A 25,112-nucleotide genomic window follows, 5' to 3' on the forward strand; every position below is an offset into this window, starting at 1 on the left:
TCGGCACCGTCCTCGGCCGCCGCGGCACCGCGTCGTGGCTCCCGCTGCACCGCGACCCCGCAACCCCTCGATGACCTGTGACCACGCCCGAGGAGGAGACCGTGCCCGACAAGGAGATCGCGCTTGCGCTCGCGGACCTGCGCGGCGCCCTCGAAGTAGGGCTCGCCAGGATCGACGGGCAGCTCGCGCTGCTCGTCCAGAGGAACGACCAGGCCGACAAGGAGATCAAGGCCCTCACCGCGCGGGTGACCGCGCTGGAGACACGACGGTGGCCGCTGAGGACGGTGTCCACGCTGGCGGGCGTCATCGCGCTGGGCGCGACCCTGTTCGCCGCCGTCCGCGGCTGACAGCACCCGGCCCAAGGGGTCCGACACCCGACCTACGGTGAGTTGAGTATCGGACTCCAACAGCCCGGGGGGCTCTCATGGACACATCGCATCTCGTCGTCACCGACGCGGAGGTGGACTCCGCGCTCGCGGACCCTTCGGTTCCTCTGGCAGTCCGCGCTGTCTGGCGGGCACTGTGGGAGGCAGAAGTGCGACCGCTCGAAGCGGTGGCGCTCGACGTGCCCGGGGTGGAGCTGGAGAACTGCCTGATCGTCCTCCACGACACCAAGGAGGGAGGCTCGTTCGAGGTGGACATCACGGATGACCTCTGTCGTCTGCTCCGGGATCTGATCGGGGCCCGGCGCACCGGGCCGGTGTTCATGCATGCCGACAGGCGGCTGTCCGTGGAGGATGTCGCGAGCGAGTTTCGGCGGGTCACCGGCAAGGACGTGCACGGCCTGCGCTTCACCCGCCAGAAGCGCCGTACCCGGCTCCTCGCACAGTTCTCCTCGGACACCGGGAGCACAGGGTCTTGAGGACTGCCGCTACAGGCGAATGGCCCCCGCCGAGGCGGGGGCCATTGGGTCCTCTTGGAGTAGACCGCCGTCCACGATAGCAGCGCCCTCGGGAGCGCGGCGTGGGACTGGGTGGCTACCCTTCCGTCGTCAGTCAAGACGACAGCGGAGGAACAGGGATGCGTCGGCTCAAGCCGTACATGGTGGGCTACCAGGAGTTCGCCGCGCTCTACGGTGTGGAGCCCGGGATGGTCAGCCAGTGGATGAGTCCCAGTCGCCGGGTGCTGGATCCGGCCACGGCGACCGTGGTGAGCGGAGTCCGCTACTGGCCCCTGGGGTACGCCGTGCGCTTCGGCACGACGACGGCCCGGGTCCGGCGCGTCGACGCCGGCGTCAGAGCTCGGCTGAAGTCCGAGCAGGGAGACGGGTGGGAGGCCGACCTGGACGACGAGCTGCCGCCGATCGTCGGCCAGCAGGAGATCATCCAGGTCTTCCGGCTGCCCTCTCAGGCGAGTCTCGCCACCGCCATCTCCACGGGCCGGTTCCCCGCGGGGGACTGGCTGCTCTCCGGTTCCATGCTGTGGCTGCTGGACACCGTGCTCGACGCTGTTCCGGATCTGCGCGCGACCGCGCGCAGCCTTCCGTGGGACGTGGACGAGGACGTGGTGGCGGCGCTGCGGGAGGGCCGGTACGAGGGCCCCGGAGCCACGGTGCTGACGCGGGGACGCCATGCCAAGAAGGGCCTCTGACCTGCGCAAATGCTGTACATAAGTCCGATTTGCCAATAAGATATATGCATATCCCTTCGGATGGGCCGAAGGAGGCAAGGAGGTTATATGCAGCTCGCCGATCTACCGGACGGCGGGGTCGTCGCCGCCGGGAGGGTCGAGGAAGCCCTGATTCTGGAACTCGCCCTGTCCGCATATGTGCTCAAGCGCCCTGACGGTGGCCTCGCCGTGCGCGCCCTGCGCGCCGTCGAGCAGGTCGACGGCCGCCGCGAGCGGGACATGGGCGAGGCTGCCCGCGAGGCCGAGCCGAAGGCTTGAACTCGCCCCTCCCGGGCAAGGGTTGATCGACCGCGCCGCAACGCCCAAGGTAGGTTACGTGATTGAAATCGCGTGACAGGAGGTTGGTGTGGCAAGCGTTCAGGACGAGATACCCGGCCTGGTGATCTACGCCGTACTCCAGCCGGATCACGACGAGTCCTCCATTCAGGCGCGGTTCGAGGAGTTCCACCGGCTCAACCCCTGGGTGCTCGCTGCCCTGGAAAAGCTGGCCGCCGACTACCTCCAGCAGGGGGCCACGCGCGTCGGCGTCGGGATGCTCTTCGAAGTGCTCCGGTACCAGTACGCCCTGGCGACCCGGGGGGACTTCCGCCTCAACAACTCCTACCGCAGCCGGTACGCCCGCTTGCTCATCCAGCGGCACCCGCAGTGGGAGTCCGCGTTCGAGGTCCGCGCCCTGCGGGCCGACTGACACACCTCTTGGAGAAACACCCGATCATGACCGAACAACACCCCAACGACGGCCCCGCCGCGGGCCCCGTCACCGAGAAGGCTCCGGCCGCATCCCCGGACGCCTCCACCGCCATCGTCCTGCGCGCCGACCAGGAGGAGTTCGACGCCAGGCAGATCAGCGCGCTCGCGCTGATCAGCCCCGGCCTCGCCAACGCCCCCCGGGCGCAGCTCGCCGTCTTCTTCCACTACTGCGTGCGCACGGGACTCGATCCGTTCGCCCGGCAGATTTACATGATCGGCCGGAAGAACTGGAAGGCGGCTGACGACCCGGACGAGCCCGCGTACATCTGGACCATCCAGACCGGTATCGACGGCTTCCGCGCCACCGCCCACAAGGCGGCCAAGCGGGCCGGGGAGTCCCTCTCCTACGAGGACACCGTCTACTACGACGCCGAGGGCAAGGCGTACGACGTCTGGCTCGCCCGGGTCCCGCCGGCGGCCGTGAAGGTCACGGTCCTGCGCGGGGAGGCCAGGTTCCCCTTCATCGCGAGGTGGGACGAGTTCGCCCCCACGTACTACGACAAGAAGAAGGGCGAGTACGTGCTGGCGGCGATGTGGCGGCAGATGCCGTCCCACATGCTCCGCAAGTGCGCGGAAGCGGGCGGTCTGCGGATGGCCGCCCCGCACGACCTCGCCGGTATGTACGTGGACGAGGAGATGGAACAGGCGGACGCCGACGCCGTTCTCCGCGTCGGCGAGATCGCCTCCCAGCGGCTGCGCGAGGCCGCCGCGCGCGACCAGGGCGGCGGTGCCGACCAGGAGGGCGAGAAGACCGGCGAGGCGAAGCCCGCGCCGAAGAAGCGCGCCCGGTCGGCGGCGAAGAAGAAGACCGATCCTGCCCCCGAGGCGGCCGAGGCCCCGGCGAAGCCCAAGCGCGCCCCGCGCAAGCGGGCGGCGTCGGCCCGCACCTCGGCCTAGCACCCGTTCGCAAGGGGGCGGCCCGTCCCGGGCGGGCCGCCCCCGCCCCCTCTTGGAGAACCTGATGACCATAACGACAGACCACCCCGTGAGCCTGTGGCCAGCGGCCCACGCCGCCGACGCCCGCCGCCCCCGCTCGCTCCAGACCAAGATCGGTGCCAGCGACACCGTCTGCGCCCGGCGTGCCGGGTACCTCCTCCACGGCCGGACTCCCACCGACACCGGTGAGAAGCGCAAGGCGATCCTCGGGACCTGGCTGCACGAGGGGCTGCTGACCGCCGCCCGCCAGGAGTACGGGTGGATCATCGAGCGCAGGGTGGAGGACGAGCTGCTGCGCGGGCACATCGACGCCGTCCAGCTCGACAGCGGCACGGCCGCCCGGCTGCCGAAGCGGCTGCGGCCGAGCCTCCCGGCGGACGAGATCACGGTCGAGGACGTGAAGACCAAGAGCCTGCGCGTGTGGGACAACGTCTTGCGGCGCGGCGCGACCGAGGCGGAGCTGCGCCAGGCGTACCTGTACGCGGACCTGCTCAGCACCCGCGGCTTCGCCGACATCAAGGGGCAGCGGCAGCTGGCCCGTCTCGGCCCCCTGCCGGTGGGCAAGATCCGCTTCCGGTTCCTCAACCGTGACTCCGGGGACGATCACGTCCAGGAGATCCCCTACGGAGCCGACCGGGGACGCGGTGCCCGGTGGTGGGTCCAGCAGGTGCGGTCGGCCGCCACACCGGAGGAGCTGCCGCGCACGCTCGACGGCCCCGGGCTGTCATCCATCTGCGACAACTGTCCTTATCGGACTGCCTGCTGGGGCCCGATCGCGTCCGGCCGCTGCCCCCAGACCATCCTGGTCCGGGACGACGCCGAGCGGGCAGCCGCGCTCGCGGAGTACGTCGAGGTGTCCAACGAGATGAAGCCGTTGAAGGACAAGCTGAAGCTGCTGCGGGCGAAGCTCGACGGCACGGATGCCGGGGCGTACGGCGACAACGTCCTGACCTGGAGCGGCGGGAACCCGACGCGGACCGATGACGTGGACGCCATGGCCACGCTGTTCCGGCGCGCAGGGCTCACGGTGCCAATGAGCCCGGACGTGGACGAGATGAAGGCCCAGCTCAAGCGGGCTGGGATACCGGTGCCGGTCCGGCTCGACCATGAGCGGCGCACCTCGGTGAGCATCAACGTCAGCGTCCGCCGCAACAAGTCCTGACCCGGTCACGCGGGGGCAGGGCCGTAGGCGGCTCTGCCCCCGCCACGGCGCGGCCGGGCCGGAAGCGAAAGGGAACTGGTGAGCATCCACTTGATGGTGGTGGTGGCGTACTTGCCGAAGGAAGTGGTCAACAAGACGCAGAAGCTGGTTCTGATGAAGATCGCAGACTCCGCCGACGACCAGACCCGTCTGGGCAGACCCGGGCTGGAGCGCATGATGGCCTGGGCCGGCGTGGGCGAGAAGCAGGTCAGCACGGTGGTGACGGAGCTGGTGGGTCTCGGGCTGGTCGAGCGTACCGAGGTGGGCCGGGTCGGCCGCCGCGCCGAGTACAAGGTCTTCCCGTACGGCGTGCCCCCGATCCCGTCCACCGAGGAGCTGATCGAGCGGCGGGTGTCGGCGCGCAACGCGCCGAAGAACTCCCGGCTGGCGCGGGACGTGCCCCGGAGCAAGCCGTCGGCGGCGGCGAGGACTCGGCGGGACGTGGCCGCACGTCAGGCCGCGAAGGAGAAGCGCGGGGACGCAGGGTTCCCCGACGGGAACCCAGTCGAGGGCGCGGGGAGGGTTTCCCTGCGCAAACCCGACAGGTTCCCCGGGGGGAACCGAGTGGGTTCCCCTGGGGAAACCCCTTCTCTTCCCCCTCCTTCCTCTTCCCTTCCTTACCCCCCAACCCCCGCACCAGAAGGCGCGGGGGAGCCGGACGGGCGTGCCGAGCCAGCAGGCGGGCCCCGTTGCCCGAAGCACCGTGAGCCGGTCGCGAACTGCCGGGGATGCGGCACCAACCCGCGTGCCGGACGCGAACAGGCACGGCGACGGGCCGACGACGCGAAGCACCGTGCCCAGCAGGAGTGGCTGCGGCAGTTCTTCGAGGAACAGCAGCGCCGCGTGGCCGCGACCGACCCGCAGGCGCTGGAGATGGCCCGTCAGCGGGCCATGGAGCTGGCGCGGATGGGGCGCGGCAGCAAGCCCGATTCCCGCAGGTGAGGAGGGGCGTTGGGGGGCGCGGCCAACATTGACACCCCGCATAACGCCCATAAGATATAAGTAAGTTCAATCATTTGGAGGCGCTCACATGACCACAACTACCGAGAGCCCGGGGGCCCACCTCGCGCTCGCCCAAGTGGTGCACGGCGAGCCCGCCGAGCCGATCGTGGAAGGACCGTTCTGCTCGCCCTCGTGCGCGGGTCTCGCCGTCGACCGGATCGCTGGCGGCATCGTCAAGCGGATGGGCGGCAACGCCGCCGTCCATCGCGACGCGGAGCAGCCCTTCGCCGCAGCCCTCACGCCCGACGGCCGGATCTGGGTCGTGCGGATCGTTCCGCCCGGCGAGGTGGCCCTCTGGCGCAGCTAACGCGCACGAGATAGGTCACACGATAGAAAACGGGCATTGTGCGCCTGTTCGTTCCACCCCTCTTGGAGAACCACATGACCATCGCAGCCTTGCCGGATCACAACCGGCTCAACGACCCGCTGTGGCTCGGCCTCTTCCACGCCTACCGGGCCGTCATCCTCCCGCTGCGCCACAACGGATGGACCACCGACGTCGAGCTGTGCAGCGGCGAGTACCACGTCCGCGCCGACCTCGGCGATGGAACGGAGCTGATCATCGCCTCCGAGGGCGCGCTCCCCGCCGACCCGGCCGACGTCACCGGCTGGCTTGTACAGCGCCGGTCGACCGACGAGAACGCCGACAGCCGCCACATGGTGTACGACTCCACCCCGGCCGGATCGCAGCGGCACCACGGAAACGCGCTTGTCCCCCTGTTCGCGCGCATCGACAAGCTGTACGCGGCCAGGGGCTCTGACGGGTTGATCGTCTCCTCCTGCCACATCGCCCCCTACGGAGCGACCCACAAGCAGACCGCAGGCGTCCGCACCCCCGGCGCGGCCATCGCCCAGTACCTCACCTGGTCGGACCGGCTCGTCACGGAAGAGGGCTACCGCCACATCTGGGAGCGCCCCGACGACGAGGGCGACCCGCTCGGCGTGTTCGAGAGCGTCGGCCACATCACCACCGTCCGCGTCACACGCACCTGTGCGTGACCACCGCCGCGCGCCGCGCGCTCCCAGGAAGACAGGGCGGTGACCTGGCTCCTGATCGTCTTGTGCGCCCTCGGCCTGGGGGCCTTCATCGCCCTCGGAGTCGAGGACAGCAGACACCACCGCGCGTCCCGCGCTCCTGACGAGTACTGACCACGGCCGCCCGGCCCGCCTGCCGGGCCGGGCGGCCCCTCACCTCTTGGAAGAGACCACATGCCCCGAACCATCCATCTGCTCTGCGGAGCAGGCGGAGACGCCACCGGACTGGCCGAAGCCGGGTTCGAACCCATCCTCGGCATCAACCACTACCAAGCCGCCGTCGACACCTTCGGGCTCAACCACCCCACCGCCTCCGCGCGCTGCGCGGACATCCAGAACTACCCCATGCGCTGGCTCCCGAAGGCCCTCGTGATGTGGGCCTCCGTCATCTGCACCGAACTCAGCCCGGCCGGTGGGAGGAAGCGGCCCGTCCCCGCGCAGGACGCGCTGTTCGAGGAAGAGGAGCAGTGGCGCGAACTGCCGCCCGAGGCATTCGAGATGACCCGCGTGACGGCATGGTGCGTCCTGCGGGCCGCCGAAGCGAAAAGGTTCCCCTGCGTCGTCGTGGAGAACGTCGTCGAGTTCATCACCGACTGGCTGCTGTTCCCCGAGTGGATCCGGGCGATGAAGAAGCTGGGCTACCGCGCCCAGATCGTCTCGGTGTCCTCCGCGCACATCGGGTCCGAGACCAACCCGTACGCACCGCAGTGGCGCGACCGGGTCTACATCGTGTTCACCCTCACCACGATCGCCCGGCCCGATCTCGCGCCGCGCCCGCTGGCGTACTGCGTCGCGTGCGGAAGGAACGTCAACGCCCGGCAGAGCTGGCGGGACCCGAAGGTCCGCGTCGGCAAGTACGCGCAGCAGTACGACTACCGGTGTCCGTCCACCCGGTGCGGGCACGCCCTGGTGGAGCCGTACGTCCGTCCCGCCTCCGACGTGATCCTCTGGGACGACATCGGCCAGCGCATCGGAGACCGCGCCCGGCCCCTGGTGCCGAACACCATGCGGCGGATCGCGACCGGGCTCGCCAGGTTCCCCTACGAGCCGAGCGTCATCACCCTCAGCCACGGCAAGGACGGAACCAGCCGGGCGTTCGATCCGCGGGCGCGACCCCTGCCGACGCGGACGGCCAAACTGGGCGAGGGCCTGCTGTGCCCGGTCGGCGGGTCGTGGAACGACACCCCGACCAGCGTGGACGCGCCCCTGCGCACCCGTACGACCCGCGAGAGCGAGGCCCTGGTCACGATCGCGCCGCGCCCGTTCATCGTGGAGTTCCGCAACAACTGTGATGCCGCCCCGGTGGACAACCCCGTCAGCACGGTGAGCACCGCCCGGCATCACGGCCTCGTCGTTCCCGACGGCATCGCGCGGGACCGGGCTCTGAACACGCTGGTCATCCCGTACCGCAAGAGCGCGACGCGGACGGCCGCCGAGCCGCTGCACACCCTGGCGACCCGCGACTCGGCCGCCGTGGTCCGCAGCGCCCCCAGCATCGAGGACTGCTACTTCCGGATGCTCCACCCCAGGGAACAGCTGTCGGCACAGCGGTTCCCGGAGGACTACCAGGTCGTCGGCTCCCGGGCCGCCCAGACGATGCAGGCCGGCAACGCCGTCAGCGTCAACGTCGCCCGATGGATCGGCGACCGCCTCAAGCCCGTACTCGCCTGACCCATCCACCCCCGAAGAAGAAGGGAAACCCCTGCCATGACACCCGCCGCACAAGACCAGTTGACCATCCTCTGCGAGCAGCGCGAGGAACTGGAGGCCGAGCGCCTGCGCATCGAGAAGGCGTACTGCCTCGCGGTGCTCGACCACATCGCCGCGAAGATCCGTGCCGCCTGCCCCGAAGCGGTCTACGTGTCCTTCGCCTTCTACAGCTCCCGCACCCTCGACCTGCACAGCATCCTCGGCGCGCAGCCCAGCCCGCTGGGAACGTGCCCCGAACTGTGGGACAACCGAGGCGGGGAGGATGAGGATCCGCTCGACTGCATCGCGGACCAGATCGAGTTCGACATACAAACCGCGCTCGCCCCCCATCAATCCCCGGCATGGGCCTCCGTGCGGCGCAACACGGCGAGCGACGGCAACAGCTGGCTGCTGGAGCTCCCGCCGACGGACCGAGCGGTGCGTGTCGCACAACTGGTCCGCGAGCATCACCCTGATGCGACCGCAGTCGTCGTGGACGGCCGCGCAGCCGGTGGCCGCGTTATCGAGATCATCGAAGGTGTCTCCGAGGACGGCACCGAGATCCGCACAGCACGACGCCGATGGACGGCCGAGTGCGACGACACGCTGACCCGCCTGGTAGGGCAGATGTTCGCCCTCCCGGCCCTGGCCGACCAGCATCTCGTGTCGGCCCATGGCCAGTACGCGCACCCGTACCCGTACGGCACCCGCACCAGCGACCAGGTGCGCCTGCTGCCGCTGCCGCCGAGCCCGTAGCCCGCCGAGGAGATCGCTCATGAGCGGCACTGAGTGGGTTCGCGGAGCACTGTGCGCCGGAGACACGCGCTTCACACCCGACGGCGCGACCGAGGACTCACTCAGGGCCCCGGCCGTCCGCGACCTCCTGACGGTCTGCGAAGCCTGCCCCTTCCGGTCGAGGTGCGTCGCTCTCGTGTTGCCAAGGCATTCGCGGTTCGACGGCGTCTGCGGCGGACGGCTGTGGCTCGACGGCCGGGTCCTCGACACCTGCGCGGGAGCCCGGCAGAGCGAACTCACCGAAGAGGCAAGCCCCATCACCCACGGCACCGAGGCCGGGGCCCGCGCCCACAACCGGCGCGGGGAGACCGCCTGCCGCTGGTGCAAGGAGGCCGGACGCCTCGCCCAGCGGGAACGACGCCGGCGCAAGCGAGCGGCGGACCAAACCAATCCCACCCACACCAAGGAGAAGAAATGATCACCATTGAGGCCGACGCCCTGTTGGCCATCCTCGACAAGACGATGCCCCACCGCGCAGGCGAGGACGACACCCCCGCCGAGCTGGATGTGGTCATCCTCGACTGCACCCGCGGGTATCTCCACGCCGTCGTCCGGGGCAGCCGGACCCTCGCGGTGGCGCGGACCCCGATCCGCGGGGGCCGGTGGATGGCGCCGCTGGATTACGCCGACGCCCTCGCCCTGCGCAGCTGGCTGGAGTCCTGCGCCACCGTCCGGCTGGACTACGACATGACGAGCGGGCTGCCCCGGCTCCACTTCATGGAGGGGGCCGCCGAGTTCGCCGTGCCGGTGGCCGCGCACGCGGCACCGGTGCCGTGGCGCGAGGTACTGGGGCAGCTGGGCCGGTGCGCGGACGGCTCCTGGGGCCAGGGGAGCAGGCCCGTCCGGCTCAGCTCCGAGGACCTGGTGCTGTGGGAGCACGCCGACGCCGAACTCGACTTCCACCCCCTCGGCAGCGGCCTCGGGTTCTTGGTGTCGGCACCCGACTTCCGGGGCTTCCAGATGGTGCTGGACGTCCCGGCCGAGCCGCAGCAGTTCACGAAGCCGTGGATCTCTTCCCTTCGGACGGGGTCCTTCCTCTACCAGGGGAAGCTGTACGAGGTGGGCGCTCACTACGTCGACGTCCTGGGCCACAGGTGGCTCATGCCGACGAAGCCCGCTCCGGGCCAGGAGCCGAAGGCCGTCTCGGCCGATGTCTCCACCGCGGCGCTGCCGTTGGGCGTCGTGCTCGCCGTGGCCGGGCCGCTGGCCCCGGTAAGCGACTTCCTCTCTTTCTAGATAGGTCACCTCATTGAAATCGTTCAGTGAACTCCTGGGTGGTCACCCAGGCCGGGAGCCCGCCGACTCCGTCGATCTCCCCGGCCTGGGACTCAACCCCCTGCCCGCCGCATGGCGGGCCCGCCCCGGCGGGTCCACGCCGCCCTCACCCCGAAGGGATCACTCCGCAGTGAACAAGGCCCAGCTCATCGAGGCTGTCGCCACCAGGTCCGCCAGCCGCGCGGAGGCGGTGCGCGCCGTGGAGAACGTGCTCGACGTCATCGTCCGCACGGTCGCCGGCGGCGAGGCCGTCTCCGTCACCGGCTTTGGCACGCTCGTGCCCCGGCGTGTCCCGGCCCGTCAGGGCCGGAACCCGCAGACCGGCCAGCGGGTCATGATCTCCGCTTCCCGCGTCGTGCGCTTCCGTCCCGGCGTGCGGTTCCAGGACCTCGTCTCCGGACGCCGCCCCATGCCCGAGTCCGGCAACTGCATCCAGAAGGACCCCAAGCAGAGCCGCCCGTAGCCGCCATCGACAGCCGCCGCCCCGGATCGCCCCGGGGCGGCGGCCGAAGGGAAACGCACATGAACAGCAACAACTCCGTCGGGGTCGAGGTCGAGACCACCGCGCAGTGGCTGGAGGGCCGGGCCGCGCACGGCGCCGCAAGCCTCCTGCGCCGGGTCGCCCGCCAGCGCGACGACGCCCTGCGCCAGCTCTCCGCCAGCGGCGACGTACGGGAGCGGTCGGCCAGTCCGGCCACCGCCGACCTGGACACCGCCGCTGAGGCCGCGATGCTGCGCACCGATCTGGCCCGTCTCCAAGCCCTGGCCGAACGAGCGGGCTGGGTCGCGGACTCCGGGCCGAAGCGGCTGTGGCGGTGGCGCGACGGATGGTGGGAGCTGGGGCACCGCAAGAAGGACCAGCGGGACGGCTACCCCGACACCGGCTGGTACCTGTGGGGCCCGACCGGCAGCTACGACGGCGAGTGGGTGGCCACCCACAAGGCCGACGCCATGGTGGACGCCGACCGCCTCATCACCCAGCACCTCACGCCTGCGGAGGCACGCAGGTGAACGAGCAGATCGAAGTTCCGCCGCGAGCTGCCGATGGCGGAGGTCATCCGCCGTGCCGGTGGGGCGGCATGGCCACGCCGCACGCCGCCGCGAATTAGGCACAGAAATTCCTGAATTCAATTCGCATTTCGATTTCCGTAAAACTTGAATTGGTGGTATTTGCCACTAAGATATAAGTAAGGAATTCGGAAACACCGAATCGGAATCAGGAGAAAAGAAATGCCCCCCTGCCCGTGCGAATGCAACAACGGCGGCTTCTGTGGAGGCTGCGGTCACGCCGGATGCGGCGGTCGACAGCGATAGGCCCCGTGCCCCCGGCCCGCTGGCCGGGGGCACCCCCACCTCAAGCGCGTCCTCTTGGAGACCAACCATGCAATTCAGTCGAGGCGTTCAAATCCTCTCCGAACAACTGGGACTTGACCCGCAGTTCGTCGCCCGCGCCGTCCCCATAGCCGAGCAGATGAAACCGGAGGTACGCGCCGCCCACTTCGGCCACCTGGCCGACTGGCAGGTCACCCAACTTTCCGAACGGAACCACGACCTCTACACCGTCGTCGTGGCCAACCTGGCCATGCGGCTCGCGGGCCGCAGGGACGACGCCCTGCTCCTCATGGACATCTACAAGGCCAGCACCGGCACCGCCGCCCACCGCCCGCTCATTCGGCCCGGAGTCGGCGCGCGCCCGTGGAACCACGACCACCGGCGCGTCCAGGACGCCGTCCGCATCCTCACCGCAGCGGGCCTCCCGCCGATCCACACGGACGGCCAGCAGGTCCACAAGCCCGGCTTCGAGGTCCTGCCCGACTGCCCGGACCTGCCCGGATGGATCTTCATCAACCCCGACCCCGAGGCCGAACAGCGCACCGGGTTCGCCGGCGGCCGAAACGGCTACCTCGCCGTCATGCACTGGGCCGGATGGCCCATCCTCACCGACCCCATGCCGCACGGTCTGTGGGCCGTCTGCCACCCCGACCACCGGAACAACCCCTTCCCCCCGTCCTGACCCCGCCCGTGCCCGACTCCCCGCGAGCCGGGCACGGCCCTCCCAGAAAGCGCACAGCACCATGAATCTCCCGGTGGACGACACCACCCTGGCCGCCTGGGCCTCTCTGCTCGGCCTCACCGAGCAGCAGACCGCCGACACCCTCACCCACATCGAGGAGACCCTGCGCGTCGGCTACGAGCACCGGCCCGAATCGCTGCGTGAAGCCAGCTTCGAACAGCTCACCAAGGACATGGACGCCGAACAGGCGGCCCTGATGTTCCTCATCAGCGGCCTCCGCCGAGCCGGGTACCCCGGTGCCGCGCAAGAGATCGAAATCCGCGGCATCGTCGCCACCCTCCGGGACCTCAACCGGGCCGACTGACCTCCCTCCCCTTCTCCACACGCCGCCCCGGCCGCGCATTGCGCGCACCGGGGCGGCCCCATGTGCGCCCGCAGAAAGGATTCCCCTGTCGTGACCGACGACTTCTTGCCCCGTGCCGCGACCACGGCCGCCGCACGGCCCGCCCCCTCCTGGGCGAAGAAGCCCCCGCCCAAGTCCAAAGCCCGTGCCACCGGCAAGATCACCGCCCGGCGCTATGCCGCCCCGCGCGACCCCCACCAGCACGCCCGCAAGATCGCGGACAACGTCCTCGACGCCTGGTACCAGAACTTCGGCGGCGGCAGCAGCATCGACGTCCCCCTCGGCACCGTCGGCGGACTGTCCCTGCTGCGCAACCTGCCCGGTCTGGCGGACTGGGTGCTCAACCTCCAGCCCGAAGAACTCCCGAAGCTCCTCAAGGAGATCTACCTCGGCCACTGGGTCAAGCGCCCCGACCTGATCAACCGCGCGATACGCCTTCACGACTGGGCATGGAACCCCGACCCCGGCAAGCAGCAGCTCCGCGCCGTCCACGCCGTCACCCGCGCGGCCATCAACACCGGGCTGCTCGAACTCACCGGCCACGATGACCCCCGGCAATGCTCCGAGGCCGATGTTCTCAGCCCTCTGCTCACCGGCCTGCGACACAAGAGCGACAAGAAGTGGCGCGGCGAGTACCACACGCCGGCGTGCGTCACCGACCTGATGGCCAACATTCTCGTGGACAAGGACTTCGCCCAACCGGGCAAATCCTTCTGCGAACCGGCCATCGGCTCCGGCACGATTTTTCGCTCCGTCGCCCAACGCCTGCGCGACCTCGGCCTGAATACACACGACTTCGGCTGGTACGGCAACGACATCGACTCGCTATCCGCCGGGTGCGCCGCCGTCAACGCGATCATCTGGGACCTCGGCCCCCGCTGCCTCATTGGCTGCGCCGACTCCCTCGCCCCGGACGATCACTACGCCAAGACCCGCACCGAAGCGGCCGACGCCTTCGAAGAGCGCGACAAGTACATGGGCGCGGCCAGCAGCATCGTTGCGTTCCGCCGCGCCTTCGACCTGGTCGACCAGCTCACGTCCCAAGCGAGCGCCGCGTGACCAACTTCGACCGTCCCGGCACCACGCCCATGCCCCGTCGCCGACGCCCGGCCTTCGCCGCGCTCCGCGACGAGATTGACCTACCACCTCTCGACCACATCGCCCCGACCCTCGACCCGCCCTGGCAGAAGGAGGAGACCGATACCCCCGACAGTAAGGCGGCCTTCCGCCACCCCGACGGCCACAGCCTCGGTCTGCGCATCCAGTCCCGCGGCCTCGCCCTCCAGACCTGGATCACCGCAGGCCCTGACCTGCCGCCGATCCCCGAAGGCGGAACCGACACCGAGCAGGCCGAGGCGCAGGCCGCCCGTGACGCCCGCCTCCAGCCGGGCCGCACCTGGCACGCCGTCCTCAACACACGCGCCAGCAACGCCCTGGCCACCGACCTTGGCGCGCTCGTACGCGACCGGCTGCTCCCCGCCCTGACGAACAAACCGCGCGGCCTCCCCGCCCCGCCGCCGCCCGCCCGCATCGGGCAGCCCGACACCACCACCCAGCAGGAAGGAATCCAGAAGTGAGCACCCCCGACAACCCCGTACAGGTCACCACCCTGGCCAATCTCGCCCAGATCCTGCCGTACCTCCTCGGCCACTATCCGGACGACAGCATCGCCCTCCACGCGCCCGGCCCCAACTTCCACGACGGGCCGAGCATGACGTGCCCCCTGCCCGAAGACCCCGACGAGTGGCAGGCCACCGCCAGGACCGCCGCCCGCCAGTTCGCCGCCCACGCCCGTGCCCAAGGGCACAACCCCGACCAAGGCGTCATCATCTATCTCTGCCGCGAGCCGCGCCCCGACCAGACCCCCTGGGACACGGCCGCACTCCTGGCCCCCGTCGCCGACTGGCTCACGACCGCGCTCCACGAGCACCGCGCCACCGTCCTCCAGACGATCGGGCTCGTCGCCAACCGGTGGTGGGCCTACGAGTGCCCCACCGAAGGGTGCTGCGAGGGTGAACCGCTCCCCTCCCGTGACGACCCCGCCAGCGTCGCCGCGCAGATGGAGCGCCGCGGCCACACCCCCGGTCCCCGCACCCGCGACATCGTCAAGGAGTTCCGGGCCGCCGACGCCGCCCCCGGCTTCCTCGGCGACTTGGACGCCGCCGCCTCCCGCTTCAACACCATCACGGCAACCAGCGCCGGACGCGACGCCACCCTCACCACCACCCACGCCCAGATCGACGCGGCCATGAGCCAGTTCCGCGCCGGAGCGACGGACCTCAACCGCACCCTGACCACGCAGCTCATCGTCGGCCTCCAAGACCACGGGGCCGTGGAGGCCGGCATGGCCCACGCCGACGACGAGGACCTTCCCCACGCCCGACGCCTGTGGGCCTACCTCGCCCGTCACTGCCCCGAACCGTTCACACACGAAGCCGTCCCCGCACTCACGCTGTACGCCTTCGTCGCCTGGCGGCAAGGCGACCTCATCGCGGCCCGCCTCGCCCTGCACGACGCGATCAACACCAACCCCGACTACGAACTGGCCACCGGCATATACCTCGCCACCATCGACGGAGAAGATCCCCGAGAATTCCTCACCGCCGTCCGCGAAAGCCGCGACCACCACATCACACACGTCCACCACGCCGTCCACGTCACGAGCGAGTACCGCCCCCTCACTGACTCCACCGCGGACAGCTACCGCGAAGCCCTCGACGCCGCCACCACCGACCACGCCACCCGGATCAGCACCGACGACGGACGGCTCCTCGCCCGCTACCGAACCATCGACATCGTCGGCGGAGCCCTGGCCGACTTCCGCAGCGGCCCCCCGCAGCTCATGGACGAAGTCGCCGCCCACATCATCCTCGGCCTTCAGGATCGCGAGACCCGGGACGCAGCTATGTCCACCGGAGACGAAGACGACCTCCGCACAGAGCGGCAGCTGTGGGGCTACCTCGCCCGACGCTGTGTACCGCCGCACACCGACAAGACCCCGCCGCTCCTCACCCTCCTCGGCTGGGTCGCCTGGCGACAGGGCGACACGGTCACCGCCAGCCACGCCTTCTCGGACGCGCTCGACATCGACCCCGGCTACCTGCTCGCCGATCTGCTGCTCGACGGCGTCCGAGGCGAGCGCGACCCGGCCCCGGTCCTCGCGACCTACCGCGAGGCAGCACAGCGGTTCGCCGCGGGCCGGGCTGACCTCGACAACCTCTGACACCACGGCGGCCCCGGCAGCTTCGCCGGGGCCGCCCCCACCTGGAGACACCTCATGTCCACCTCTCCCGACGGACCCCGCGGTGCCGTCGCCCGGCACACCGCCTACCTGCCCGCGTTCTGGGACAAGTCCACGAACTCCCGCCCGATCTGGCGCATCGACTGGGGGCACCCCGGCTTCACACACCGCACCCCGCCCGAGGCCACTCCCGACCACCAGCCCACAGCACTCACCCGCTCATGGGAACAGCCGGCGCCCGACGGCTCCGGCGAAACCTGGCACCACCTCCACCGTGGGGCCTGCCTGGGCTGCCCGTGGGAGGGCCCCGACCGGCGCCGCGCGGACGAAGCCGTCGAGGACGCCCACGACCACACCCACCCCGGCTGGCACACGCTCCCGGCCGTACCCGAACGCCAGGGCCGGGGCTGGCTCACCCACATCCAGCATCTCTACCCGGACGGCTGGTTCGACCGAGGCGGCCCCATCCGCACCCTGCGCACCGGAATCGAGAAGCGGCACAGGCCCGGAGCAGCCCCGGGCGGCGGGTACGACATCGCCGTCCGCCCCACGAAGAGGTCCCCCAACCCAGTGGTCTTCCTGTCCCTGCCACTGGACAACGCCGAGGAGGCAGCATGAACGGCCAAGAGGCCGTCACCTGGCTCCGCCCCGAGTTTCAAGGGCGGGAAGACGAACTCGTCAACCTCGCGGCAGCCGCCCAACTCGTCGGTGTCAGCCGCTCAACCGTCAGCAACTGGTCGAAACGCCACCGCAACTTCCCCAAGATCGCACTGCTCACAGGCATCGGAGTGCGGCGTAACAAGCACGTTCCACGGGACGAGTTCCTGGACTTCGCGCGGATCCAGTTGCGTAAAAAGCGCGGCCCCGGCCCTGCGGCCAAGACCAGGCGGCCAGCAGCCCAACGCCGGGCCGACGATGTCGCGTACGCCGAGCGACAGATCACCCGGCTCTCTGACCTGGAGCAGCGGCAGGCAGCAGCACTCGCCAGAACCCGCAGGGACCTGAAGCAGCACCAGGCACGCCTGGAACGAGCCCGGCGACTCCTGGCCGCAGAGGTCGCGGCTGTGCGTGAGCTCGACCAAGGGCAAGGCTCGGACGGAGTTGTTCCGAACGGAGACGAGACGGACTAGCCTGTGATCAGACGGCTGACCAGGTGAAATGCCGTACGGCTCCACCCCCGGGCACAGGGGGCATGAGCCCGCTTCGCCGGTAAGGGACTCCGCTGCCCGCAAGTTCGAAACCTCGGCTTCCCCTGCTGCGCGACCTGCGACTATCCCGGCAGTCCTCCCAGGTGACTCCTCCGGGAGGAATCTCGGGGGACTGTCAGGGGACACGCAGGGGACGGAAGGACCGGGAAGGACCAGGAAAGCCGGTGCAGGGCCAGACTGGTTTCACTCCGCTGACCTGCGAATATGGGAAGATCAAGGCAAGATTGGGAAGCGGCCGGAATGATCGAAAAGGACTCATAATCCGTCGGCCGTGGGTTCGAGTCCCACCCGCCCCACCTCGGGCCCCGTGCGCAGAATCGTTCCTAGCAGCAGGAGCGGCTCCGCGCGCGGGACGAGGTGCGGGAGCGCGCCGAGTCGTCGATCATCCACTCGCCCGGCGGACCGTCATCCGGTCCCGGCGAGGTGCCCCGCGTCCCTCCGAGGCGCGGTCCGAGGACGGAGCCCGTCCGCCCGTGCGGCGGGGGCGTCGAGCGCGCGGGGTGCACCGGAAGGGCTTCACTCACGCGAGTGAGGCCATGGGTACGCCCATCACACCGCCCCTGGCCGTCACATCACCCCCGGCCGTCACATCGCCCCCTGCCCGGCCCTGGTTCCGCCCCTTGTCGGCGGGCTCAGGCGGGCTCAGTCGGCGGGCTCAGGGAAAGACGGCGTCCCGGAAGAGACGCCGTCCCGCGCGGATCACGGGCTGGCGGTGGGTGGGGGTGGTGTTGGCGACGATGGCGATCCCGGCTCCCGCGTCGGGGCTGAAACCGGCGAAGGCGGTGAACCCCGAGGTGCCTCCCGTGTGCCAGATCAGGGTGCGGCCCCTGACCTCGCGGATGTCCCAGCCCAGCCCCTTGTGGCCCGGGCCGCGCCCGCAGGGGTACCACGGCTCCCGTACGGCGGCCAGCGCGTGGGCCAGCGGGCCGGGGGCCGAGGCGGGATTCAGCAGCGCCTGGAGATAGCGCAGCAGATCGGCGGCGGAGGAGTAGAGGGCCCCGGCGCCGGAGAGGGCGTCGAAACGCCAGTGCGGCACGGCCCGGCCGCGACGGTGCCCGGTGGCGGCGCGGCCGGTCAGCACCTCGGCGGTGGGGACACAGGTGTCGCGCATCCCCAGCGGGCCGAGCACCCGCGCGGTGAGCAGCTCCGGGTAGGGAGCGCCGGCCGCGTTGGCGAGGAGCTGGCCGAGCAGACCGACGCCGAAGGTCGAGTAGCGCACTCTCCGCGGCCGGTCGCCCGGACGCAGCCGGGCGGTGGCCCGGTAGAGGTCTTCGAGCCGGTAGCGGGCGTAGGGATCGGTACGCCACTGCCGCAGCCCGCGCCGGTAGAGATTGCGGGGCAGCCGGGGCAGCCCCCCGGTGTGCGTGGCGAGGTCGGCGAGGGTGATGGCGGCCCCACCCGGCCGGGGCGCCGCCTCGCGCGGAAGGTGCGCCTCGATCGGATCGTCGTAGGCGACGGCGCCGGTGGCGGCCATCTCGGCGAGCAGCAGAGCGGTGAGGGTCTTGGTGAGCGACCCCACGGCGAACAGGGTGTCGGGCCCGGCGGGCACCGGGCGCTGACCGGGGCCGGGGCCGGAGCCGGGGCTGGGATCGGGGCCGGGGCCGGAGCCGGGGCCGGGGTCGGCACCGGGACCGGTTCGGGTGAGGTGGCCGGCCGCGGCGGCCGTGCGGTCGGCGCCCCGGACGACCGCCCCGGCGGCGGCGGGGATGTGCTCGTCGTCGAGGAGCGTCCGGATGCCGTCGTCGAGCAGGGCGGCGGCCGTGGAGGCGTCGCTCATGAGGCGTTTCCCGTCCCCGCGGCGGTGAGCGTCAGCGCCCGGGAGACGGCCAGGGTGCCCGTGCCGGCGGCGCCGATGGTGGGGTGGTGATGGTTGAGCCAGGCGTACTCGGGCTCGGCGGGCGGCACGGTCAGCCCGTTGGGGACCATGCCGTCGTCCCGCTGGGCCTGAGCGACGAGCTCCCATACGTGGGGGAAGAAGAGCGGGCTCTTCAGACAGGTGCCCACGACGAGGAATTCGAGGAGGAGATCCCAGAAGCGGGTCTCTGCGAAGACCTCCACCCAGACCGGCAGCCAGAGCCGGAGATACTCCTGGAGGTGCTCGGGCAGCCCGTCGGGATCGCTTCCGTAGTCCGTCAGATGGAAGACGGTGTGGGTGACCCCGTACGCGTTGTTGACGTCCAGCATCCAGGGCTCGGGGGTGCCGCCGAGCCAGGTCTGCTCGATCAGGGCGTCCACGTCGTCCAGCACGGGCAGCCCGATCCGCCGGGCCGAGGCCACGAGCGCGAGCCGGCGGTTGGGCACATGCTCGGTCACCCGGGACGCCCGCAGACCGGTGAGATGCGCGGTCAGCCCGTCCAGCGCGGCATGGCGGTACCCGGCGGCGGCGAACAGGGCGTACATCTCCATGGGGTGGGTGGCCGCGGGGGTGTGGGTCTGGAGCCGGTAGAGCATGTCCCCTTCCTTGAACTGCCGCCAGGCGTAGTCCAGCAGCGACTCGGCGGTGGCCGCGCACTGTCTCCCGGCGACCGCCTCCCGGTGCACCATCCCCGCCGCCAGGGTCAGTTCGCTCAGTGATTTCAGCGCGTTGCCGTCGATCTCGTGCTCGGGCACATCGGGGAGCGCGAACTCGCCGCGCATGCGCCCCAGCCACTCCACGGCCCCCTCGCTGACCCGGCGGGCCAGGCGTACCGCCTCGGTGTCCATGGCGTCTCCTCTCCGGTCGGTCAGAACGCTCACCGCGCCATCAGCCGCCGTGCGACGGCGACTTCCAGCAGCACCCGGGGATCGCCCGAGCCGAGTACCTCCAGATGCTCCAGCGCGGGTGCGAGCAGCGGCGGCCCCGCCAACCGGCTCGGCTGGCCTGCCGGGCCCGACTGGCCGTCGAGCACGATCCAGCGTGCGAGCCGGGCCGCGCTCAGCAGATCCCGGCGGAGCAGGGACCGTACGAGCCCACGCGTCAGATCCGGCCCCCGGCCGGCCAGCTGCGCCCGCAGGGCGGCGTCGGCGAAGGGATGGGCGGCGGAGGCCAGCGGCACCAGGAGCGCGGCCAGCGACAGCCAGTCGGCGGCGAGGCCGCCGTTCGGCGGCGGGGCGGGGGCGAGGCCCTCCCAGCCGGCCCCGTCCACCCCCACGGCGGCGAGGGCGTCCACCAGCGCCGCGTCCCGCGTGCCCCACAGCGCCGTCTCCCGGGCCTGAAGCCGCGGTGCGGGGTGCGCCCGCACCGCGGTCCGCACCAGCGCCGCGTCCTCGGCCGGCAGCGGGCGTCCTGTGAGAACGAACGGGGTGAGCACATCCGCGCCCAGCACACGCAATGCGGCCAGGCCGCCCGTACCGTCACCCCAGTCGCCCAGGGAATGGCGCACCCCGAAGGAGCGGTCATCCTCCCGCAGCGCCCGGGACAGGGCGCCCGCCAGCACACACGTTGCCGTCTCCACCGTGTTCGGCGACGGCTGATGCGGAGTCGTCATCGACCATGCCCTCAGAACGCCGCCGCGCAGGTGAGGTTCTGGACCGAGCCTTCGAAGGCGTCCTCGATCGGCTCGTTCCGGCGCGGGTTGGCCGAGAGGATCGCGAGGAGGAGCAGAACGCCCGCGCCCCGGACGGATCCCGGGCCGAAGCTCGTCGAGGTCTCACCGGCGGCGATCAGAGCCCGCATCTCAGTACTATTTTCCACAGACATGATAATTCCCTTTCTGTTGTGGAATTTCTCTGGCGATAGGGGCTATTCCATGAGCGCTATAGGGCGAAACGCATTTTCCTGAATGAGGTGCGGGCGGTGAAGAAAGGGAACGAAGGTGTGCCTGTGGGTGTCTTGACGTGCAAGTTTTCTATCGCCGCGGTGTACGTGTGACGGCTGGGGCGGGGAGGCGCGTCTGATGTCACAGGGGGGCTTGGCGGGTGGGATTATTTCGGGTTGAAAGAAATTCTGTCCCCATAGGGGCGGTCCGGTGCGATGTTCGGTGTGCTGTCCGGAGTCCGTGCTGAAAACAGTGTCGCGGCGCGTCCTGAATTACGTCCGTGTATTTCGGGCAGGGGAATTCTCGTTTTCCCGTTCGTGGGTGAGGGGTGGGCCCCGGGCTGCCGCGCGGCGGGTGCGCGGCGGGCGGGCAGCGGGCGGGCAGCGGGCGGCGAGCCGAAGGGCTCCGTCCGGGTGCGGTGCCTGGGGGTTGCAGCAGCGAGCCAAGAAGGCATGTATGCCTTGCATATGCGAGGTCGGAGCGCCTAGCGTGACGCATATGCACTCCTATACGATCGGCCAGGCCGCCGGGCTGCTCGGCGTCAGCTCCGATACCGTGCGGCGCTGGGCCGACGCCGGGAGGGTCGCCACCCACCGCGACGAGAGCGGACGCCGACTCGTCGACGGGCGCGATCTCGCCGCCTTCTCCGTGGAGCTCGCCCAGGGCGGCGGCGAGGACGAGGTCTCGTACACCTCGGCCCGTAACGCGTTCCCCGGCATCGTCACCGCGGTCAAGCTCGGCGACGTCGCCGCACAGGTCGAGATCCAGGCCGGGCCGCACCGGCTGGTCTCCCTGCTGACCCGGGAAGCCGTCGAGGAATTGGGGCTGGAGGTCGGCATGCAGGCCACCGCCCGGGTGAAGTCGACCAATGTGCATATCGACCGGGTGTGATCACGGGCACCGCCCCTGACCGCCCGCCCGCTCAGCCTGCGGCGTCCGCCGCCTGCCGGTCCGCCTGCCGGTCCGCCTGGTCCGTCCGCCTGGTCCGTCCGCCCGGTCCGCCCGCCGCCCGGTCCGCCCGCCGCCCGGTCCGTCCGCCCGGTCCGCCGCCTCACCCGTCAAGGAGCAGCCGTCCCATGTCCTCCGCCCGCAGCCTGCGCCGCGCCTCCGCCGCCGTACTGACCACCGCCCTCCTCGCGTCCCTCGCCGCCTGCGGCGACGCCGACGACAGCGCGCGGGACGACTCCCCGAAGTCCCAGGGCCGGCCCTCGGCCCGTCTCACCGTGCTGGCCGCCTCCTCGCTCACGGATGCCTTCGAGACCGCGGGCGCCGCCTATGAGAAGGCCAACCCCGGAACCGAGATCACCTTCTCCTTCGCCGGATCCCAGGAACTGGCCGCCCAGGTCGGGCAGGGCGCTCCCGCCGACGCTCTGGTCACCGCCGACACCACGACCATGGACGGGCTGAAGGCCGACACCGGAACACCGACCGTCATCGCCGGAAACCGGCTGGTCATCGCCGTCGCCGAGGGCAACCCCGAGAAGATCGACGAGCTCGGGGATCTGGCCGGCGCCCAGCTGAAGGTCGTGCTCGCCGCACCCGAAGTACCCGCCGGCCGCTACAGCGAGCAGATCCTGGACGCGCAGAAGATCGAGGTGAAGCCGGTCTCCCAGGAGCCCAATGTGCGCGCCGTCCTCAGCAAGGTCGAGCTCGGCGAGGCCGACGCCGGTCTCGTCTACAGGACCGACGCCGCAGCCGCCGCGGACAAGGTCGACGCGGTCGCGATCCCGGACTCCCAGAACGCCGTCGCGCGGTACCCGGCCGCGACGCTGAAGACCTCGCGGAACCCCGAGGCCGCCGCCGCGTTCGTGAGCTGGCTGAGCGGCCCCCAGGCACAGAAGATCCTCAAGGACGCGGGCTTCCAGCAGCCGTAGGCAGTGCCGCCACCGTCCCGCCACAGCGCCGTGCCGTCACCGACCCGCCACAGCGCGACGGCGCGACGGCGGGGCGGCGGGGCGCAGCCCGTGCCCAGCCGTCGCGCCGCGTACCCCAGGAACCCCCGATGAGACGCCCCCGCACCCCAGGGACCACCGGCGGCCGAGCCCCCCTCGCGCTCGCCGTCCCCGCCCTGCTCGCCGTCGTGTTCCTGGCACTGCCCGTCGTCGGCATCCTGGTGCGCACCGAGTGGAACGAGCTCGGTACGCATCTGACCGACCCGGCGGTCATCGAGGCCCTTGAACTGTCGCTGCTCGTCTCCTTCGCGGCCCTCGGCCTCTCCCTCGTCTTCGGGGTCCCGCTCGCCTGGGTGCTGGCGCGGGTCCCTTTCCGGGGGAAGACGCTCGTACGCTGTCTGGTGCTGCTGCCGATGGTGCTGCCGCCCACCGTCGGCGGTGTGGCCCTGCTCCTCGGGTTCGGCCGCCGGGGGCTCCTCGGACCCTGGCTGGAGGGCGCCTTCGGGATCACCCTTCCCTTCCACACCGCGGGCGCGATCGTCGCGGCGGCCTTCGTCGCGATGCCCTTCCTCGTCATCAGCCTCGAAGGCGCGCTGGGCGGGCTGCGCCCCGGTTACGAGGAGACCGCCGCCTCGCTGGGAGCCTCCCCGGTACGGGTGTTCCGCACCGTCACTCTGCCGATGGTCGCCCCCGGGCTGATCGCGGGAGCGGCGCTCACCTGGGCGCGCGCCCTCGGCGAGTTCGGCGCGACCATCACCTTCGCGGGCAATCTGCCCGGGGCGACGCAGACCCTGCCGCTCCAGGTGTATCTGCTGCTCCAAGAGGATCCGGAGGCCGCCACCTCGGTCTCCCTGCTGCTGCTGGCCATCGCCATGGCGGTGCTCATCGCGCTGCGCGGGCGGTGGGCGGGAGGCTTGACGGCCCCCGGAGCGGCGGACCGGCGAGACGGACCGGGGCGGCCGGCCCCGGACGAGCCCGCATCCGGAGCCCCCGCATCCGGAGCCCCCGCATCCGGAGCTCACACATCCGGAGCCCCCGCATCCGAGGTCGGCGCCGGCGCCCCCGTTTCCGGACCGGGCACCGGAGCGCCCGCTTCCGAGGCGGGCGCAGACACCAGGGACGCGCCCAAGTCCCAGGCGTGCACGCCCGGGTCCTCCGTACCGTCAGAACCCGACCCCCTCCCGCACCGGTCGTCGCTCCACGCCCGCCTCACCGGTTTCACCCGTCTCACCCTCGACGCCGAACCGGGCAGCACCATCGCCGTCGTCGGCCCCAACGGCGCGGGCAAGACCACCCTGCTCCGCGCCCTCCTCGGCCTCACCCCCCGCGCCCACGCCGAACTCCGCCTCGGCGACGCCGAGGTCACCGGCCTCCCCCCGCACCGCAGGGGCGTCGCCTGGGTCCCGCAGGACGGCGCGCTCTTCCCCCATCTGAGCGCCCTCGGCAATACGGCGTACGGCCTCCGCGCCCAGGGCGTGCCCCGCGCCGAGGCCCGCCGCGCCGCCCTCTCCTGGCTGGAGCGGCTCGGCGTCGGCCCGCTCGCCCACCGCCGGCCCGCCCAGCTCTCGGGCGGCCAGGCCCAGCGGGTGGCCCTCGCGCGGGCCCTGGCCGCCCGCCCCCGGCTGCTGCTGCTCGACGAACCCCTCGCCGCCCTCGATCAGACCACCCGGGCCCGGGTGCGCCACACCCTGCGCACCCATCTCGAAGGCTTCGGCGGGGTCTGTCTGATCGTCACCCATGACCCGGTGGAGGCGGTGTCGCTCGCCGACCGGGTGCTCGTCCTGGAGGAGGGCCGCGCCCTTCAGTACGCGCCGCCCGCCGAGGTCACCCGGCGCCCCCGCTCCCCGTGGGTCGCCCGGATGCTCGGCCGCAACGCCTGGCCCGGCACCGCCACCGGAGACGGGCTCAGCCTGCCCGGCGGCGGCCGGCTGATCGCCGCGGAGCCGCTGCCCGCCGGGGCCCCGGCCCTCGCCGTCATCGCCCCCGAGGCCGTCTCCGTCCACCGCCGTCAGCCGGGCGGCAGCCCGCGCAACGTCTGGCCCGGCACGGTCAGGGAGATCACCGCGACCGGCAGCCGGCTGCGGGTCCTGATCAACTCGCCCGAGGCCCCCGATCTGGTCGCCGAGATCACCCCGCAGGCGGCGGCGGAGCTCGGACTCGCCGAAGGCGCCGCCGTATGGACGAGCGTCAAGGCGACCGAGGTCTCGCTCGGTGAGCTATGAGGCCGGAGTGACAATAGTGAATTCAGTACGGTCATGGATGAACGGCCGGTAGTGATAGGGAGGTTGGCGCGAAGTCGACGTAA

Annotated in this window: 30 protein-coding genes; 26 read left to right on the forward strand and 4 right to left on the reverse strand. The window is 71.1% G+C overall.

Annotated features, from left to right (window positions below):
* Window positions 1-77 precede the first annotated feature (77 nt).
* From FF041_RS36335 to FF041_RS36445, 23 genes are all read left to right on the forward strand, one after another.
* Complete coding sequence (locus FF041_RS36335; RefSeq protein ID WP_323393681.1) at window positions 78-347, forward strand: hypothetical protein; 270 nt, start codon at window positions 78-80, stop codon at window positions 345-347.
* A 77-nt stretch (window positions 348-424) separates the two neighbouring features.
* Window positions 425-862, forward strand: coding sequence for a site-specific integrase (locus FF041_RS36340; RefSeq protein WP_153526859.1), 438 nt, complete (start codon window positions 425-427; stop codon window positions 860-862).
* Window positions 863-1,020: 158 nt separating this feature from the next.
* Window positions 1,021-1,590: a hypothetical protein gene (locus tag FF041_RS36345; RefSeq protein WP_153526861.1), complete on the forward strand. Its 570-nt coding sequence runs from the start codon at window positions 1,021-1,023 to the stop codon at window positions 1,588-1,590.
* A gap of 87 nt (window positions 1,591-1,677) precedes the next feature.
* A complete protein-coding gene (locus tag FF041_RS36350) occupies window positions 1,678-1,887 on the forward strand; it encodes a hypothetical protein (protein WP_153526863.1) in 210 nt (69 codons plus the stop codon).
* Window positions 1,888-1,975: 88 nt separating this feature from the next.
* A complete protein-coding gene (locus FF041_RS36355) occupies window positions 1,976-2,317 on the forward strand; it encodes a hypothetical protein (protein ID WP_194292333.1) in 342 nt (113 codons plus the stop codon).
* Between the two features lie 26 nt (window positions 2,318-2,343).
* Window positions 2,344-3,276: a recombinase RecT gene (locus tag FF041_RS36360; protein WP_153526865.1), complete on the forward strand. Its 933-nt coding sequence runs from the start codon at window positions 2,344-2,346 to the stop codon at window positions 3,274-3,276.
* A 64-nt stretch (window positions 3,277-3,340) separates the two neighbouring features.
* On the forward strand, window positions 3,341-4,477 hold the full coding sequence (locus FF041_RS36365; protein WP_153526867.1) for a PD-(D/E)XK nuclease family protein: 1,137 nt from the start codon (window positions 3,341-3,343) through the stop codon (window positions 4,475-4,477).
* Between the two features lie 78 nt (window positions 4,478-4,555).
* Window positions 4,556-5,458 (forward strand): helix-turn-helix domain-containing protein, encoded by a 903-nt coding sequence (locus tag FF041_RS36370; RefSeq protein WP_153526869.1) that lies wholly within the window; start codon window positions 4,556-4,558, stop codon window positions 5,456-5,458.
* 88 nt (window positions 5,459-5,546) lie between these two features.
* Window positions 5,547-5,825 (forward strand): hypothetical protein, encoded by a 279-nt coding sequence (locus tag FF041_RS36375; protein ID WP_153526871.1) that lies wholly within the window; start codon window positions 5,547-5,549, stop codon window positions 5,823-5,825.
* 74 nt (window positions 5,826-5,899) lie between these two features.
* Window positions 5,900-6,517, forward strand: coding sequence for a hypothetical protein (locus FF041_RS36380; protein ID WP_153526873.1), 618 nt, complete (start codon window positions 5,900-5,902; stop codon window positions 6,515-6,517).
* A 210-nt stretch (window positions 6,518-6,727) separates the two neighbouring features.
* Window positions 6,728-8,224 (forward strand): DNA cytosine methyltransferase, encoded by a 1,497-nt coding sequence (locus FF041_RS36385; RefSeq protein WP_153526875.1) that lies wholly within the window; start codon window positions 6,728-6,730, stop codon window positions 8,222-8,224.
* A 36-nt stretch (window positions 8,225-8,260) separates the two neighbouring features.
* A complete protein-coding gene (locus tag FF041_RS36390) occupies window positions 8,261-8,998 on the forward strand; it encodes a hypothetical protein (RefSeq protein ID WP_153526877.1) in 738 nt (245 codons plus the stop codon).
* A gap of 175 nt (window positions 8,999-9,173) precedes the next feature.
* Entirely contained in the window at window positions 9,174-9,455 is a 282-nt protein-coding gene (locus tag FF041_RS36395; RefSeq protein ID WP_153526879.1) for a hypothetical protein, read from the forward strand.
* On the forward strand, window positions 9,452-10,273 hold the full coding sequence (locus FF041_RS36400; protein ID WP_153526881.1) for a hypothetical protein: 822 nt from the start codon (window positions 9,452-9,454) through the stop codon (window positions 10,271-10,273). The genes FF041_RS36395 and FF041_RS36400 overlap by 4 nt, the downstream gene beginning before the upstream one ends.
* A 169-nt stretch (window positions 10,274-10,442) precedes the next feature.
* Window positions 10,443-10,775, forward strand: a complete 333-nt coding sequence (locus FF041_RS36405) for an HU family DNA-binding protein (RefSeq protein WP_194292334.1) — start codon at window positions 10,443-10,445, stop codon at window positions 10,773-10,775.
* Window positions 10,776-10,834: 59 nt separating this feature from the next.
* Window positions 10,835-11,323 (forward strand): hypothetical protein, encoded by a 489-nt coding sequence (locus FF041_RS36410; protein WP_153526885.1) that lies wholly within the window; start codon window positions 10,835-10,837, stop codon window positions 11,321-11,323.
* Window positions 11,324-11,693: 370 nt separating this feature from the next.
* Window positions 11,694-12,326, forward strand: a complete 633-nt coding sequence (locus tag FF041_RS36415) for a hypothetical protein (protein ID WP_153526887.1) — start codon at window positions 11,694-11,696, stop codon at window positions 12,324-12,326.
* A gap of 73 nt (window positions 12,327-12,399) precedes the next feature.
* Entirely contained in the window at window positions 12,400-12,690 is a 291-nt protein-coding gene (locus FF041_RS36420) for a hypothetical protein (RefSeq protein WP_153526889.1), read from the forward strand.
* A 90-nt stretch (window positions 12,691-12,780) separates the two neighbouring features.
* Window positions 12,781-13,788 (forward strand): N-6 DNA methylase, encoded by a 1,008-nt coding sequence (locus FF041_RS36425; protein WP_194292335.1) that lies wholly within the window; start codon window positions 12,781-12,783, stop codon window positions 13,786-13,788.
* Complete coding sequence (locus FF041_RS36430; protein WP_153526893.1) at window positions 13,785-14,306, forward strand: hypothetical protein; 522 nt, start codon at window positions 13,785-13,787, stop codon at window positions 14,304-14,306. The genes FF041_RS36425 and FF041_RS36430 overlap by 4 nt, the downstream gene beginning before the upstream one ends.
* Window positions 14,303-15,952: a DUF4192 family protein gene (locus tag FF041_RS36435; RefSeq protein ID WP_153526895.1), complete on the forward strand. Its 1,650-nt coding sequence runs from the start codon at window positions 14,303-14,305 to the stop codon at window positions 15,950-15,952. Before FF041_RS36430 ends, FF041_RS36435 begins: the two co-directional genes overlap by 4 nt.
* A 54-nt stretch (window positions 15,953-16,006) precedes the next feature.
* A complete protein-coding gene (locus tag FF041_RS36440; RefSeq protein ID WP_153526897.1) occupies window positions 16,007-16,588 on the forward strand; it encodes a DUF6349 family protein in 582 nt (193 codons plus the stop codon).
* Complete coding sequence (locus tag FF041_RS36445) at window positions 16,585-17,100, forward strand: hypothetical protein (protein WP_153526899.1); 516 nt, start codon at window positions 16,585-16,587, stop codon at window positions 17,098-17,100. The genes FF041_RS36440 and FF041_RS36445 overlap by 4 nt, the downstream gene beginning before the upstream one ends.
* A gap of 733 nt (window positions 17,101-17,833) precedes the next feature.
* Here the strand turns inward: FF041_RS36445 and FF041_RS36450 are convergent.
* The 4 genes from FF041_RS36450 to FF041_RS36465 are packed head-to-tail and all read right to left on the reverse strand — an operon-like array spanning window position 17,834 to window position 20,857.
* On the reverse strand, window positions 17,834-18,955 hold the full coding sequence (locus tag FF041_RS36450; RefSeq protein WP_153526901.1) for a serine hydrolase domain-containing protein: 1,122 nt from the start codon (window positions 18,953-18,955) through the stop codon (window positions 17,834-17,836).
* A complete protein-coding gene (locus FF041_RS36455; RefSeq protein WP_153526903.1) occupies window positions 18,952-19,881 on the reverse strand; it encodes a DUF6895 family protein in 930 nt (309 codons plus the stop codon). Before FF041_RS36455 ends, FF041_RS36450 begins: the two co-directional genes overlap by 4 nt.
* Before the next feature lie 29 nt (window positions 19,882-19,910).
* Window positions 19,911-20,645 (reverse strand): hypothetical protein, encoded by a 735-nt coding sequence (locus FF041_RS36460; RefSeq protein ID WP_153526905.1) that lies wholly within the window; start codon window positions 20,643-20,645, stop codon window positions 19,911-19,913.
* Between the two features lie 11 nt (window positions 20,646-20,656).
* Window positions 20,657-20,857: a hypothetical protein gene (locus tag FF041_RS36465; RefSeq protein ID WP_153526907.1), complete on the reverse strand. Its 201-nt coding sequence runs from the start codon at window positions 20,855-20,857 to the stop codon at window positions 20,657-20,659.
* A gap of 556 nt (window positions 20,858-21,413) precedes the next feature.
* Between FF041_RS36465 and FF041_RS36470 the strand changes: the two genes are divergently transcribed.
* From FF041_RS36470 to FF041_RS36480, 3 genes are all read left to right on the forward strand, one after another.
* On the forward strand, window positions 21,414-21,806 hold the full coding sequence (locus FF041_RS36470) for a TOBE domain-containing protein (protein WP_153526909.1): 393 nt from the start codon (window positions 21,414-21,416) through the stop codon (window positions 21,804-21,806).
* 185 nt (window positions 21,807-21,991) lie between these two features.
* Entirely contained in the window at window positions 21,992-22,789 is a 798-nt protein-coding gene (modA, locus tag FF041_RS36475; protein ID WP_153526913.1) for a molybdate ABC transporter substrate-binding protein, read from the forward strand.
* A gap of 128 nt (window positions 22,790-22,917) precedes the next feature.
* Entirely contained in the window at window positions 22,918-25,029 is a 2,112-nt protein-coding gene (locus FF041_RS36480; RefSeq protein ID WP_153526915.1) for an ABC transporter permease, read from the forward strand.
* The last annotated feature ends 83 nt before the right edge of the window (window positions 25,030-25,112 follow it).

The organism is Streptomyces jumonjinensis (genome assembly GCF_009600885.1).
GTDB classification, from domain to species: Bacteria; Actinomycetota; Actinomycetes; order Streptomycetales; family Streptomycetaceae; genus Streptomyces; species Streptomyces jumonjinensis.